This window comes from Streptomyces sp. NPDC005820, assembly GCF_040630255.1.
Lineage (GTDB): Bacteria > Actinomycetota > Actinomycetes > Streptomycetales > Streptomycetaceae > Streptomyces.
The window spans coordinates 24,801-37,694 of sequence record NZ_JBEXXE010000073.1 but is presented as its reverse complement, the minus strand read 5'-3'; the positions used below and the strand labels follow the sequence as shown (position 1 = coordinate 37,694).

The following is a 12,894-nucleotide window of genomic DNA, read 5'->3' as shown; positions in this document are numbered from 1 at the left end:
GTAGGCGATGTTGAGCTCGCCGTCGGCGAACCATGTCGCGAACGGGGGGTTCGACCAGTCCAGTGTCTGGGTCGGCTCGGTGGCCCAGGTCAGCCTGCGGGCCTGCTCGGCCCAGAAGCCGAGCCTGTCAGCCTTGGCCTGTTCATACGCCTGCGCCGTGACGTTCGCGGCCAGGTCGGCGGGCGGCGCGAACCTGCGTTCTTCCTTGAGCAGGTTGGCCAGGCTCTCGTGGTCCATGGAAAGGCTCCTCGTGGTGGACGAGTCGTACACAGGGTTGCGGGGGTGGGCTCAGGCGCGCGCCAACTGCCGCATGAGCAGCGCCAGGTGCAGCCGCAGCCGCCCCTTGGGGGTGTGGACCGGCCAGCCCAGCAGCGCTTCGGCGTGAGCGATCCGTTTCTGCAGGGTGGAGTGGTGGACGTTGATCTCCGCGGCGGCCGCGCGCAGGCTCGTCGCCGAGGCCACCGCCCGCAGGGTGATGAGCATCCAGGGCGCGTCCGCCGTCGCCGCTTCGAGCGCCCGTACGTCGGGCAGCGGTACGGCGCCCGGTACGACGAGCTCGGCGAGTGCCGCGATGGAGCCGAGGTCGTCGGCGTGCACGACACGTTCTCCCGGGTCCTGTCCGGTGCCGGCGGCGGTGAAGCGCAGGGCGGTCCGGGCGGCGGTCCAGGAACGGGGCGCCTCCGGTACGGGAACCGCCGGCCCCACTCCGACGCGGCCCGCCGGAAGATCGGCCTCGGCGGGCCGTGTGCCGGGCCGGCAGGGCAGCAGGCGGGGCTGTCCGTCCGGTGCGGCGAGCGCTCGTACGAGGGTCGAGGGGTCGGCGAGGCCGAGCTGCCGGGCCGCGTGCAGCCGGGCCGGCTCGGCGGCGCCCGCGTCGAGCACCGTTTCGAGCAGCGCGGGATCGTCGGCGGGGACCCGCCCGCGCGTCCGTTCCAGGACCTCGCGGATGACTCCGGCGGCCCGCTCCAGGATCACCGCGTCCACCACGCCCGCGCCGCCCGCGACGCGCTCCAGCCACAGCGCCGCACCCCCGGCCCGGGTCACGGGCGCAGAGGGCCACCCGGAGTCCGGCGGATCGTCGCGGTCGCTGCGCGTGCCGTCCGGTTCCACCCGGACGCGGACCGCGTGCCCGGCGTCGACGAGCCGCGCCGGACAGCCGGAGAGCACGGCGGCGCCGCGCACCAGCGCCTCCAGGCCGGCCCGGGCCTCGGCGAGCCGGTCGAAGTAGGCGATGACCTGGACGGCGGCGCCGGCGTCCGGATCCACGGCGCTCAGCCGCGCGGTCAGCTCTTTCATCTGCTCATGGTGCCCGGTGACGTCACTCGCCGAGCAGCCGGCGCAGCCACGTCAGACGGGCGGCACACGCGGCCTGGGACAGCGCGGCCTGCGGCATCAGGGTGTCGAAGCCGTGGAAACCGCCGGGCCACACATGCAGTTCGGCCACGCCCCCGGACCGCCAGATCCGGGAGGCGTAGGCGACCACCTCGTCCCGGAACGTCTCGGCGGAGCCGACGTCGAGGAAGGCGGGCGGCAGCCCCGACAGGTCCTCGGCACGGGCCGGGGCCGCGTGGGCGGGGACCTCGGGCGTACCGCGCCGCTCGCCGAGCAGCGCGCTCCACCCCTGCTCGTTGGCCGTCCGGTCCCACACGCCGAGGCCCGTCATCTGGACGGCGGAGGGGGTGTCGTTGCGGTCGTCCAGCATGGGGCACATCAGGACCTGGCCGAGCAGCTGCGGCCCCTTGCGGTCACGGGCCAGCAGGGCGGAAGCGGCGGCCAGGCCACCACCCGCGCTGGTGCCCGCCACGATGATCCGGCCGGGGTCTCCGCCGATCTCGGCGGCGTGCCCGGCGACCCACACCAGCCCGGCGTAGACGTCCTCGACCGGTGCGGGGTGCGGGTTCTCGGGCGCGAGCCGGTACTCCACCGAGACGACCACCGCGTCGAGCTGCCGCGCCCAGTCGAGGACGACCTCCACGCCGACCCTGTTGTTGCCGATGACCATGCCACCGCCGTGCGCGAAGTAGAACACCGGGCGCGGTCCGGTGGCCTTCGCGGGGCGGCACACCAGCAGCGGGACGTCGGGGCCGCCGTCGGGGCCCGGCGCCAGGCGGTCCTCGACCTCGAAGAACCCCGCGCAGCTCAGCTGCTCGTCGCTCGGGGTGGCGGCGCCCATGCCCGCCCGCAACTCGCGGATGCGCTCGGCGTCGAAGGACCCGGGCAGCCGGGCGAGCAGGATCTCGAGCGCGGCGGCCAGTTCGGGATCGAACGGGGGTGGCGTCAGGGACATGAACTGTCTCCTCCCCGCGTACACGGTGCGACACGTACGCGTATTCCTTGCGTACGACCACGTACGCGGCTCCTGTGCCCATCCTGCGCGCACGGAGTCCGGGGCCGGAGCCGCCATGTGGCGACGGTTGTCCGCCAGGTGGCGGGCGGGGCGGCCGGATCAGGAGGGCCGCCCGTACGGGGGACGGCCCGCCGCCGTCCTACGCCCCGGGCAGCGGCCGGACCGTGAGGATCTGCTGGGCGGAACCGACCGGTCCGTCGACGTCGTGCAGGACCGTGCTCGTGAGTCCCTGGCCGGACGGGCCGAAGTCGACCGTGGTGTCCAGTCCCGTCCACCGGCCGCGCGGCTGCCGGTGCAGGTGGATCGTCAGGTCGACGTTCGGGAACATCCACGCGGTCGGCGGCTGCCGTACGGCGATCCCGTTGGCGGTGTCGACCAGCGCGACGTACGACGCGAGCGGGCCGACCGGGACGCCGGCGACCAGGTCCAGGGGCGTGGAGATCCAGGCGGTCGTACGGCCCGGCCGCGGCGGTGCCACCGGGCGGACGTCGAGAGAGGCGATGTAACCGCCGGGCCAGACCTCGGCCATGGGCCAGGAGGCGAGCTCCCCGGGCGGGGTGAGCGGGCCGTCGGCGGAGCCCGTGCCCGCGACCGCGCCGGTGTCGAAGCCGGCCAGGTACCAGGCGCGGGCCCGGACGACCGGCCGCCCGGCGATGCGCACCACCGCTTCGAGGAGCGCGATGGTGCGCCCCGGCCGGACGGTCTCCACCCGGATCTCGCACTCGTCGAGGGCCAGGCGCCCCAGGATGTCGTAGCTGATCCGGGACAGGAGCAGACCGTCGTCCGGTCCGGCGGCCCGGTGCCGGTCGAGCGCGTGGACGACGAGTCCGCCCAGCGGACTGAAGTGCTGCTCCTCCGTGTCCCAGGCCCCGCCCACGTGCGGTGTCGGCTTGTAGCGGTGGTCGTCGACGGACTCGAAGTAGCTGTCGGTGTTCAACGGGCGGTTCTCCAGGCGGGTCGACGGATCAGAGCGTGTTGAGCAGGACGAGGTACACGGCCGTCCCGGCGCCGACACCGAGGATCGTGCGGCGCCCGAGGGCCGGATGGACGGCGACGGTCACGGCGAGGACGGCCAGGATGCCGAAGGAGCCGCGGACGCCCCGGGTCACCTCTGTCCGGCGGGGGACCGGAGGCGGTGCGGGGGCGGGGGTGAGGACGTCGCGGGGCACGGATCCATGGTCCCGCAGAAGCCGCGGCACATGGTTGCGAATATTGCCCGGCGCGACCTCCGCCGGGCAATATTCTCGGCGTATACGCGATCGGCAGAGCAATTATTGCCCGGGCGCTGATCGACCCCGCCTCCGTGGGCCGCTCCTTCGAGGTGCCGGCGTCAACTCCCTGTGTCCATCCGCTTGCGAAACTCTTTCGGAAAGCGGCTGGTGACACGGCCGTACCGCGTCCCAATACTGACTCCACCCGCCTCGGGACACGTAATGAGCCGCATTCGTATTCCCTGAGCAGCGGGGTGCGAAAGGGTTTCGGTATTCATGGACACATGGGCGAGAAAGGCCCTCGCGGCAGCGACGGCCACCACCATCGGCCTGGCATTCGCCATCGCCACCGCCTCGAACGCGTCGGCCTATCAGCCGAGCACCGCCAACCTGTACGTCGCGGCGAATCCCGCCGCCTGCAACAAGAACCCCTGTGTGCTCTATCCGAAGTCCGCCCAACTGCCCGACGGGCGGATCGTGGCGACCTTCGAGGACAGCGAGAGCGCTCCGGTGGGGCAGACCATGCCGGTCTACAAGAGCGACGACGACGGCACCACCTGGGCGAAACTCGCCGACGTCAAGGCACCCGCCTATCTGTCCGGTGACACGCAGTACGCGAAGTACACGAGCAACTGGACCAACCCCTATCTCTACGTCCTCCCGCAGAAGGTCGGAAACCTCGCCGAGGGCACCCTGCTGCTGGCGAGCGTGGTCTCCGGGGACGACTACTACTACAAGGAGCAGAAGGCGGCGAATGCGAGCTGGACGCCCTCCGGCGACGGCGACCGCAAGGACGTCGCCCTCGCCCTGTACGCCAGCACGGACGACGGGGCGACCTGGAGCTTCGAGAACATCATCGCCGCCGGCGGCTGGCAGGGCGGCAGCGCCGGGGCCGTCGGCCGGGTCTCCTCCGCCAACACCCACGCCCAGGTCGACCCCGTCTGGGAACCCCATCTGTACGCCCGGGGCGGCAAGCTGATCGCCTACTACTCGGACGAGAACGACTACACCGGCTACGACACCGCCACCGGCGTCCCGGTCCTCGACCCGGACAACGACACGGCGACCGACTCCGGAGGCCAGATCCTCGTCCACCGCACCTGGGACGGCACCGGCACGGCCTGGAGCGACCCGGTCGTCGACGTCCCCGGCTCCACGGTGTCGATGGGCGGCGGCAAGACGGAGATCGGCGGCGGCAGACCGGGCATGACGACGATCGCCCCGACCACCGACGGCAAGTGGCTCATGACGTACGAGTACTGGGGCGGCGGCACGAACGTCCGCTACCGCCTCGGCGACGACCCGCTGACGTTCTTCTCGGCCACCGACGCGGCGATCACCTCGCTGCCCGTGCCCTCGGGCGGCACCACGCTCTCCACCGGCGGCAGCCCGGTCCTCCTCCCGATGCCCGACGGGCGGATCGTCTACAACGCGTCCGGCAGCGGCAGCGTCTGGGTGAACGAGTCCGGCACGAGCACCGGCGCCTGGAAGCAGTACCAGACGCCGATCGCCGCCGGGTACAGCCGCAACCTCCAGTACGTCGACGGCACCGGGCGCGTCCTGATCCTCCAGGCCTCCTGGAGCGGCGGCAGCGTCGGACCCGTGAAGTACGCCGAGGTCGACCTCGGCCGCTCCGACGGCGCCTACTCCACCCTGGTCAACCGCCTCACCGGCCAGGCCCTCACCCCCGCGAGTGGCAAGACGCAGGACGCGAACCTCACCGGGAACGTGCCCGACCTCGTCACGGCCGCCGTGAACTCCGCGGACGACAGCCAGCGCTGGCACACCCAGAGCAAGGGCTCGGACGTCACCCTCCTGAACAAGGCGGGCGGCCGGGCGGTGGCCGTCTGGACCGGCGCCGCCACGGCCGGGCAGAAGCTCGCCCAGTGGGTCGACGACGACGCCACCGACAAGCGCTGGACCCTCGTGGCCTCCTCGACCAGCGGCTACTACAAGCTCCGCTCCACCAAGAACACCTCCCTCTACCTGACCGGCGCGACCGCCGGCGGCGCGGTCACCCTGGCCTCCTCGACCGACGACGGCTCCCAGGACTGGCAGCTCGTCCAGGACCCGCTGCCCACGGACGCCTCCTTCACGCTGAAGGGCGCCAACTCCGGCAAATGCCTGGACGTGCCGAACGGCCAGACCGGCGTCCAGGTGCAGATCTACACCTGCTCCGGCAACGCCAACCAGACGATCACCCGGACCACCGCCGGTGAGCTGCGGATCTCCGGGAAGTGCCTGGCGGCGAACGCGGACGGCACCACCGCCGGCACGAAGCTGATCCTGTGGGCCTGCAACGGCAGGTCCAGCCAGAAGTGGTCGTTCCGTCTGGACGGAACGGTCGTCAACCGCTCCAATGGTCTCGCCGTGGACGTCACCGGCTGGGGCACCGCCAACGGATCCCCGGTCCAGCTGTGGACGCCGCTCGGCAACGCCACCCAGAAGTGGAGCCGACAGACACCGTGACCATCTCGGACAAGGGCCGGCTGGACGCGCAGTACGGGCTGCTGACGAACATCGCCCAGGAATTGGGCCTCTCGCTCAGCACCGTGTCCAAAGTGGTGCACCGGCGCCGCGACGTGGGCGCCTCGACCCGCACCCGGGTCGAGGAACTGCTGGACCGGCACGGCTATGTCCGCCCCTGGGACCGGGAGGCCGCGGCGCCACGGCAGATCGTCGCCGTGTTCCGCGACCTCTCCGGTCCCTACACGCTGGAGGTCGTCCGCGGGATCGTGGAGGCGGCCGGTGAACTCGGCATCGACGTGGTGACCGGGACCACCGGCCGCCGGTCGATCTCCCAGTGGCTCGAAGAATGCGTGGCGCTCGGCGCCGCCGGACTGGTCATCGTGATCTCGATGCTGGCCGAGGAGGACCAGCGGCGCATAGTCGAGCAGCGGCTGCCGGTGGTGCTGGTGGACCCGCTCAGCGCCCCGTCCTCGGACATCCCCAGCATCGGGGTCACGAACTGGAGCGGCGCCAGGGAGGCCGTGCAGCATCTGATCGGCCTCGGCCACACCCGGATCGGCATGGTCGCCGGGCGCTCCCACTCGCTGGCCGGATCCGCGCGTCTGCACGGCTACCGCGCCGCGCTGGAGGAGGCCGGCATCGGCTACGACCCGGCCCTCGTGCGCTCCACCGACTTCGACTACGACGAGGCGCTCACCGCCACCCTGCACATCCTGCGCACCGAGCGGCCGCCGACGGCCGTGTTCGCCGCCAGCGACGCACAGGCGCTGGGCGTGCTGGAGGCGGCCCGGCAGCACGGACTGCGCGTACCGGACGACCTCGCGGTGATGTCCTTCGACGACACCCTGGTGGCGGCCATGGCCTGCCCGCCGCTGAGCGCGGTGCGCCAGCCGTTCGAGGAACTGGGCCGCGAGGCGACCCGGGTCCTGCTGCAGACGGCCGAGGGCCGCCCGCCCGCCTCCCCGCGCATCGAACTGGCGACGGAACTGGTACTGCGGACCTCGACGGCCGCACCCCGCAGCCCCTGACGACCGTCACCGGCACGTCGTGGTGCCGTACGACGGCCGGAAACTCTTCCGGGAGTCCGGGACGGACCGTCCGGAGCGAGGAGAGCAGGATCACGTAGGACCGTGCGGTATTGGCCAGTTCGGCGGGGCAGGGTACCTTCACTCTGATATCGACGACGGAAACACGGAAGCCGGTGGAAGTCCGGCACGGTCGCGCCACTGTGAACGGTGTGCTCCCTTCTCCGGGGAGCGGGCCGCGAGTCAGACCCGGGGCCGTCGTCCTGTGCACCACCGAGATGGGACGCGAACTCCCAGAGGAGGCCCTGCCATGGCGCAGCACGTCGCCCAGCCGACCACCGCCGCACCTGCCGTTCCCGCAAAGCTCCCGCTCAAGGACATCGCCCCCTGGGCGGTCTTCTTCGGCATCCTCATGCTGGTCCTGCTGTACTTCGTCGGCGCCGAGCAGGGCGCCACCTCCGTCGTCTCAGGCGAGGGAGTCCACGAGTGGGTGCACGACGCCCGCCACCTGCTCGGCTTCCCCTGCCACTGACGAGGGACGCCGCACCGCCATGAACTCCGCAACCGTGCGAAACCTACTGGTGCGGGGCATGCTCGCCGGCCTCGCGGCCGGCGTGCTCGCCCTCGTCGTCGCCTACTTCCTCGGCGAGCCGAATGTCGACAGCGCCATCGGCTTCGAGGAGTCCCACGCCCCCGCCCACGAGCACGAGGTCGAACTCGTCTCCCGTTCCCTGCAGTCCACCGCCGGTCTCGCCACCGGCGTCCTGGTCTACGGGGTCGCCTTCGGCGGCATCGCCGCCCTCGCCTACTGCTTCGCCCTCGGCCGGATCGGCCGCTTCGGCCCGCGGGCCACGGCGCTGCTGCTGTCGGGGGCCGCGCTGCTGGCCGTGTACGTCGTGCCGTTCCTGAAGTACCCGGCCAACCCGCCCGCCGTCGGCGACCACGACACCATCGCCAAGCGCACCACCCTGTTCTTCCTGATGATGCTGCTCGGCGTGCTCCTCGCGATCGCCGCGGTGATCGCCGGCAAGCGGCTCGCGCCGAGGCTCGGCACCTGGTACGCCACCGTCGTCGCCGTCCTCGGCTTCGTCACCCTGATCGGGCTGGCGTACGCGTTCCTGCCCGCGATCAACGAAGTCCCGGCGGACTTCCCGGCCACCCTGCTGTGGCGGTTCCGCCTCTCCACCCTCGCCCTGCAGATCACGCTGTGGACGGGCTTCGGCCTCGTCTTCGGCGAACTGGCCGAACGCCTCCTGAACCCGAAGCCCGCGCAGGCGCCGGCCAGGGCGACGGTGACCGTTCCGCAGTGAGCCGACCCGTATGACGACAGGGCCCCCGGATCCGTCCGGGGGCCCTGTCATACGTCGGCCGGGTCCAGCGGCTGCCCGAGCCGCACGTTCCACCGGCCGTCCCGCCCGCTGACCGAGGTGACGCTCAGCGCAGGCACGTCGAGCCGCCAGAAGGCCGCCGTCGGCGCCCCCAGCACCACCGTCACCACGGCCCGTACGATCTCCGGCTCGACCACCGCGACCGTACGACCGTCCGTCTCCGACGCCCGCCGCAGCCAGCGGCCCACCCGGGCGCACAGGTCCGCCACCGACTCCCCGCCGTGCGGTGCCGCGTCGGGATCGGCGAGCCAGCGGCCCACCTCCTGCGGCTCGGCGGCGCCGACCTCCGCTAGGGTCAGGCCCCGCCAGCGCCCCACGTCCAGCCCCGCCAGTTCCGCCTCCTCGATCCCGTCGAGACCGAGGGCGACCGCCGTCTCCCGGCAGCGCACACTCGGGGAGACCAGGACCCGTACCGCGGAGGGCAGCGACCCGGCGGCGGCCCGCGCCCGTGCCGCCCCGCCCGCGTCGATCGGGCCCCCGTCGTCGAAGCGGGCCCGGCGCAGGGAGTCGTTCATCGCGGGCGAGACGAAGCTGACACGACTGGTCATATGACGGTTCCTCCGGTTCCTCCGGTTCCTCCGGTTTCTCCTGGAGCGGGGAGCGTGCCCAGGAAGCGTATGTGCGGGCGGTCCCCGGGGGAGCCCCGGGTGACGGCGGCGCGTACGCCGTACACGTCGGCGATCCGTTCCTCGGTGAGGACCTCGTCCGGCGGGCCGCCCGCCACCACGCGGCCCTGCCGGAGCACGAGGACCCGGTCGCAGTACATCGCGGCCAGGTTGAGGTCGTGCAGGGCCACCACGCTGGTGAGCCGGAGTTCGGTGATGAGGTCCAGCAGGGCGAGCTGATGCTGGATGTCGAGGTGGTTGGTGGGCTCGTCCAGCAGCAGTTCCCGGGGCTGCTGGGCGAGGGCGCGGGCGATCTGGACGCGCTGGCGCTCCCCGCCGGACAGGGTCCGCCAGGGGCGTGCGGCCTTGTCGGCCAGACCGGTGCGGGCCAGCGCGGAACGGACGGCCTCCTCGTCCGCGGCGGAGGCGGGCGCCCAGGCCCGCCGGTGCGGGACCCGGCCGAGGCGTACGACGTCGAGGACCGTCAACGCCACCTGGGTGTCCGCCTGCTGCTCGACCACGGCCACCCGCCGGGCGACGGCACGGCGCCCCACCCGCTCCAGCGGGCGCCCGTCGAGCGTGACCGATCCGGAGGCCGGGGCGAGGACACCGGCGAGCAGCCGCAGCAGCGTCGACTTCCCGGAGCCGTTCGGGCCGAGCAGTCCGGTCACGGTCCCGGGACGCGGGGCGAGGCTGACCCCGTCCAGGATCAGGGTGCCGTCGGCCGCCCGGCTCACCCGGTCGGCACGCAGGCCGGCGGAGGGGGCGGGCGCGGCGTCGGTGGGGGCGGCGAGGTCGGTCATCGCGGGCCCCCGGCGTGCGGGAAGCCGTTCACCGGGTGTCCCCGCCCCGGTAGAGGATCAGCACGAACGCCGGGACGCCGATCAGCGAGGTCATCACACCCACCGGCACCTCCTGCGGGTCCAGCAGCGTACGGGCCAGCGTGTCGACCCAGACCAGGAACACCGCCCCGGCCAGCGCGGTCGCCGGCAGCAGCCGGGTGTGCCCGGGGCCGGTCAGCGCGCGGGCCGCGTGCGGCAGCACCAGCCCGACGAAGCCGATCGCCCCCGCCGAGCCGACCAGCACCGCCGTCAGCAGGGCCGTGACGCACAGCAGCACCAGCCGGGTACGGGCCACATGCACCCCCAGCGCGGCGGCCGCGTCCTGCCCGAACGCGAACGCGTCCAGCGCGCGGGCGTACCCCAGACACACCGGCAGCGCCGCCGCCAGCACCGCCAGACACAGGCCCACATCCGTCCAGTCGGCCCCGCCGAGCGAGCCGAGCAGCCAGAACAGCACCCCGCGCGTGGTCTCCGCGTCGGCCGCCGTCATCACCACGAACGAGGTCAGCGCCGAGAACAACTGCATCGCGGCGACCCCGGCGAGCACCACCCGGTCCGTGGTGCCCCCGAGAGTGTGACTGAGCAGCAGCACCAGCGCGAACGACACCACCGCGCCCACGAACGCGCCGCCCGACACCGACACGGCCCCACCGCCCGCGCCGAGCACCACGACCACGACCGCACCGGTCGAGGCGCCCGAGGAGACGCCCAGGACGAAGGGGTCGGCGAGCGGGTTGCGCAACAGCGACTGCATCACCGCCCCGCACACGGCCAGCCCGGCCCCGCACACCGCCGCCAGCAGGGTGCGCGGCAGCCGCAGATTCCACACGATCCCGTCCCTGATCGGCGACAACCGCCCCTGGCCCCAGCCGAGATGGGCCGCCACCGTGGCCCATACGTCACCGACGGCGATGTCCGCCGGGCCGATGGTGATCGCCACCGCGACGGAGCCGCACAGCAGCGCGAGCCCGGCCGCCCACAGCAGCGCGCGCCGCAGCGCCACCGGGACCGCCGCCGCGACCGCGGCCGTCGGGACCTCGCTCACCCCGCGAGGCCGTACGCGCGCAGCGCCGCCGCCACCTTCTCCACGCCTTCCACGGTCCGGATCGTGGGGTTCATGGCCTGCCCGGACAGCAGCACGTACCGCTTCTTCCGCACGGCGGTCATGTTCCTGGTGACCGGATCGGACTCCAGGAACGCGATCTTCCTCGCCGCCGTCTCGGCGGTCTGCTGCCTGCGCGTCAGATCGCCGATGACGAGGACGTCGGGGTCGCGGTCGGCGACGGTCTCCCAGCCGACCTGGGGCCACTCCTCGTGGGTGTCGTCGAAGGCGTTCTCCACCCCGGCCTCGCGGGTGATCACGCCGGGCGCGCCGCAGCAGCCGGCCAGGTAGGGGGACTGCGCGTTGGCGAACCAGTACAGGACGCTCACGTCCCGGGCGTCGAGGCCCGACGTGGCCCTGTCCAGCCGCCCCTTCAGCTCGGCGACGAGCGCGCGGCCCCGCTCCTCGACGCCGAAGACCCGCGCCAGATCGGTGACTTCGCCGTAGACCGCGTCCATGGTGAGCGGCTCGGTGCGCGAGCCGTCGCCGTCGCCGCTGTTGTCCTTGCCGACGCAGTCGGCGGGGGAGAGGTACGTGGGGACGCCGAGCTTCTCGAACTGCTCGCGTGTGGCCACCCCGCCCGTGCCGAGGGTGGAGGCGAAGGAGGCGGCGACGAAGTCGGGTTCGGCGTCCAGCACCTTCTCGAAGGCGGGGGCGTCGTCGGCCAGCCGCTCCACCTTCGCCGCGGCCTTCTCCAGGCCCTTGGCCACCGGGTCGGTCCAGGTGGCGGTGCCGGCCATCCGGTCGGCGAGCCCGAGGGAGAGCATGATCTCGGTGGTGCCCTGGTTGAGGGAGACGGCCCGCCGCGGAGGGCCGTCCACGCGCACCTTCCGCCCGCAGTTGTCGAGGGTGACGGGATATCCGGCGGCCGCGCTCCCGGCGGCGGAACCGGAGGAGCCGGCCGCACCCGGGTCGTCGGCCGAACCGGCACACCCGGTCAACAGCAGGGCACCGGCCAGGAACAGCGGGGCGGCGGGACGGACGGGGCGTGCGAGCGGCACGGAACATCCTTCGGCGTCGAGGGCTCATGCGCGAAGCCCGGTCGTGCGGTTGCTCCCCCGGCGTCTGTGCCGCCGGAGGCCGCCAGCAGGTCTTCGGACTCGGGGTCACCCGGACGGGACGCCTTCCCGGACCGCTTCGCCGTCCAGTGGCCGTTGCCCCGCCCGTCGCCCTCACCGCTGCGCGTCAGCTCCGGATTCGCACCGGATTCCCTGACCCGTCCGCGTACAGGTACGCACTTGGGTACGACTGGCTTCGGCAAGCTACCACAGGCCCGACGGGCACCCCCACGCCGACGAACGGCGGCAGATGCAAGCGTCGGATCCCCTTGGGCATGGCACAAGCGGCTTGCGGCGAAGTGTGTGGATGGTATCTGCGTTTGCCGGCCCGCCCCTCCCGGGTACGGTCACCCGGGAGGTGGTGGCCCGTGCGTCAGGGGACGGAACTCGTGCTCGCCGGAGATCTGGCCCGGCCGGCCCGGCTCACCGTGGCCGATCTGCTGGCCTGGCCCCAGCGACGGGCGGCGGTCAGCTTCGAGTGCGCCACCAGCGGCGTCCAGCACCACCGGTTCACCGGCCCGCTCCTGCACGACGTGCTGTCGGCGGCCCGGCCCGGCTTCGACCCCGCCCGGCGCAAGGACCGGCTGCGGTTCCTGATCGCCGTGCACGGGGCGGACGGGCATCAGGCCGTGCTGTCCTGGGCGGAGATCGACCCCGACTTCGGCAACGCCGCCGTGCTGCTCGCCACCACCATCGACGACACCCCGCTCGACGGGGTCGGCCCCCAACTGGTCCTGCCCCAGGACCGCTGCGGCGCCCGGCACATCAGCGGCATCGACACCATCCGCGTGGACGGCGGCTACACCCCCTGGAGCTGAACGCGAAGGGCGCCCGGGACAAGCCCGGG

General features: G+C 73.0%; 14 protein-coding genes and 2 riboswitches. Of the genes, 5 read left to right on the top strand and 9 right to left on the bottom strand.

Features of this window, described 5'->3' with window-relative positions; genetic code table 11:
* The 5 genes from ABZ464_RS48670 to ABZ464_RS48650 form a co-directional block, all read right to left on the bottom strand.
* Nucleotides 1-237 (bottom strand): acetyl-coenzyme A synthetase N-terminal domain-containing protein (locus ABZ464_RS48670; RefSeq protein ID WP_359288771.1); only part of this gene is annotated, 237 nt, incomplete at its 3' end.
* A 51-nt stretch (nt 238-288) separates the two neighbouring features.
* Entirely contained in the window at nt 289-1,296 is a 1,008-nt protein-coding gene (locus ABZ464_RS48665; RefSeq protein ID WP_359288769.1) for a helix-turn-helix domain-containing protein, read from the bottom strand.
* Between the two features lie 22 nt (nt 1,297-1,318).
* Nucleotides 1,319-2,287 carry an alpha/beta hydrolase gene (locus ABZ464_RS48660; protein ID WP_359288767.1) on the bottom strand — a complete coding sequence of 323 codons (969 nt, stop codon included), beginning with the start codon at nt 2,285-2,287 and terminating at the stop codon, nt 1,319-1,321.
* A 199-nt stretch (nt 2,288-2,486) separates the two neighbouring features.
* Nucleotides 2,487-3,284 (bottom strand): thioesterase family protein, encoded by a 798-nt coding sequence (locus ABZ464_RS48655; RefSeq protein ID WP_359288765.1) that lies wholly within the window; start codon nt 3,282-3,284, stop codon nt 2,487-2,489.
* Nucleotides 3,285-3,312: 28 nt separating this feature from the next.
* Nucleotides 3,313-3,516: a hypothetical protein gene (locus tag ABZ464_RS48650; RefSeq protein ID WP_359288763.1), complete on the bottom strand. Its 204-nt coding sequence runs from the start codon at nt 3,514-3,516 to the stop codon at nt 3,313-3,315.
* A 318-nt stretch (nt 3,517-3,834) separates the two neighbouring features.
* Here ABZ464_RS48650 and ABZ464_RS48645 point away from each other — a divergent pair, with 318 nt between their 5' ends.
* From ABZ464_RS48645 to ABZ464_RS48630, 4 genes are all read left to right on the top strand, one after another.
* Complete coding sequence (locus ABZ464_RS48645) at nt 3,835-6,027, top strand: RICIN domain-containing protein (protein WP_359288761.1); 2,193 nt, start codon at nt 3,835-3,837, stop codon at nt 6,025-6,027.
* Nucleotides 6,024-7,055: a LacI family DNA-binding transcriptional regulator gene (locus ABZ464_RS48640; RefSeq protein WP_359288759.1), complete on the top strand. Its 1,032-nt coding sequence runs from the start codon at nt 6,024-6,026 to the stop codon at nt 7,053-7,055. The genes ABZ464_RS48645 and ABZ464_RS48640 overlap by 4 nt, the downstream gene beginning before the upstream one ends.
* A gap of 165 nt (nt 7,056-7,220) precedes the next feature.
* Nucleotides 7,221-7,301, top strand: a riboswitch (cobalamin riboswitch).
* A 61-nt stretch (nt 7,302-7,362) separates the two neighbouring features.
* A complete protein-coding gene (locus tag ABZ464_RS48635) occupies nt 7,363-7,584 on the top strand; it encodes a CbtB-domain containing protein (RefSeq protein WP_055632059.1) in 222 nt (73 codons plus the stop codon).
* A gap of 19 nt (nt 7,585-7,603) precedes the next feature.
* Nucleotides 7,604-8,362 (top strand): CbtA family protein, encoded by a 759-nt coding sequence (locus ABZ464_RS48630; protein WP_359288757.1) that lies wholly within the window; start codon nt 7,604-7,606, stop codon nt 8,360-8,362.
* Between the two features lie 47 nt (nt 8,363-8,409).
* On the opposite strand, the gene ABZ464_RS48625 is transcribed toward ABZ464_RS48630, so the two are convergent.
* Genes ABZ464_RS48625 through ABZ464_RS48610 form a run of 4 tightly spaced genes read right to left on the bottom strand, consistent with a single transcriptional unit; the run spans nt 8,410 to nt 11,990 of the window.
* A complete protein-coding gene (locus ABZ464_RS48625; protein WP_359288755.1) occupies nt 8,410-8,988 on the bottom strand; it encodes a histidine phosphatase family protein in 579 nt (192 codons plus the stop codon).
* On the bottom strand, nt 8,985-9,848 hold the full coding sequence (locus ABZ464_RS48620) for an ABC transporter ATP-binding protein (RefSeq protein WP_359288753.1): 864 nt from the start codon (nt 9,846-9,848) through the stop codon (nt 8,985-8,987). The genes ABZ464_RS48625 and ABZ464_RS48620 overlap by 4 nt, the downstream gene beginning before the upstream one ends.
* A 28-nt stretch (nt 9,849-9,876) precedes the next feature.
* A complete protein-coding gene (locus tag ABZ464_RS48615; RefSeq protein WP_359288773.1) occupies nt 9,877-10,890 on the bottom strand; it encodes an iron chelate uptake ABC transporter family permease subunit in 1,014 nt (337 codons plus the stop codon).
* A 38-nt stretch (nt 10,891-10,928) separates the two neighbouring features.
* Nucleotides 10,929-11,990 (bottom strand): ABC transporter substrate-binding protein, encoded by a 1,062-nt coding sequence (locus ABZ464_RS48610; RefSeq protein WP_359288751.1) that lies wholly within the window; start codon nt 11,988-11,990, stop codon nt 10,929-10,931.
* An 85-nt stretch (nt 11,991-12,075) separates the two neighbouring features.
* Nucleotides 12,076-12,223, bottom strand: a riboswitch (cobalamin riboswitch).
* Between the two features lie 192 nt (nt 12,224-12,415).
* On the opposite strand from ABZ464_RS48610, the gene ABZ464_RS48605 reads away from it, so the two are divergent.
* On the top strand, nt 12,416-12,865 hold the full coding sequence (locus ABZ464_RS48605) for a molybdopterin-dependent oxidoreductase (RefSeq protein WP_359288749.1): 450 nt from the start codon (nt 12,416-12,418) through the stop codon (nt 12,863-12,865).
* The last annotated feature ends 29 nt before the right edge of the window (nt 12,866-12,894 follow it).

Coding starts and splice junctions, on each gene's coding strand:
- ABZ464_RS48645 (WP_359288761.1), top strand. CDS start 3,835: ATGGACACATGGGCGAGAAAGGCCCTCGCGGCAGCGACGGCCACCACC.
- ABZ464_RS48660 (WP_359288767.1), bottom strand. CDS start 2,287: ATGTCCCTGACGCCACCCCCGTTCGATCCCGAACTGGCCGCCGCGCTC.
- ABZ464_RS48620 (WP_359288753.1), bottom strand. CDS start 9,848: ATGACCGACCTCGCCGCCCCCACCGACGCCGCGCCCGCCCCCTCCGCC.
- ABZ464_RS48665 (WP_359288769.1), bottom strand. CDS start 1,296: ATGAAAGAGCTGACCGCGCGGCTGAGCGCCGTGGATCCGGACGCCGGC.
- ABZ464_RS48630 (WP_359288757.1), top strand. CDS start 7,604: ATGAACTCCGCAACCGTGCGAAACCTACTGGTGCGGGGCATGCTCGCC.
- ABZ464_RS48625 (WP_359288755.1), bottom strand. CDS start 8,988: ATGACCAGTCGTGTCAGCTTCGTCTCGCCCGCGATGAACGACTCCCTG.
- ABZ464_RS48635 (WP_055632059.1), top strand. CDS start 7,363: ATGGCGCAGCACGTCGCCCAGCCGACCACCGCCGCACCTGCCGTTCCC.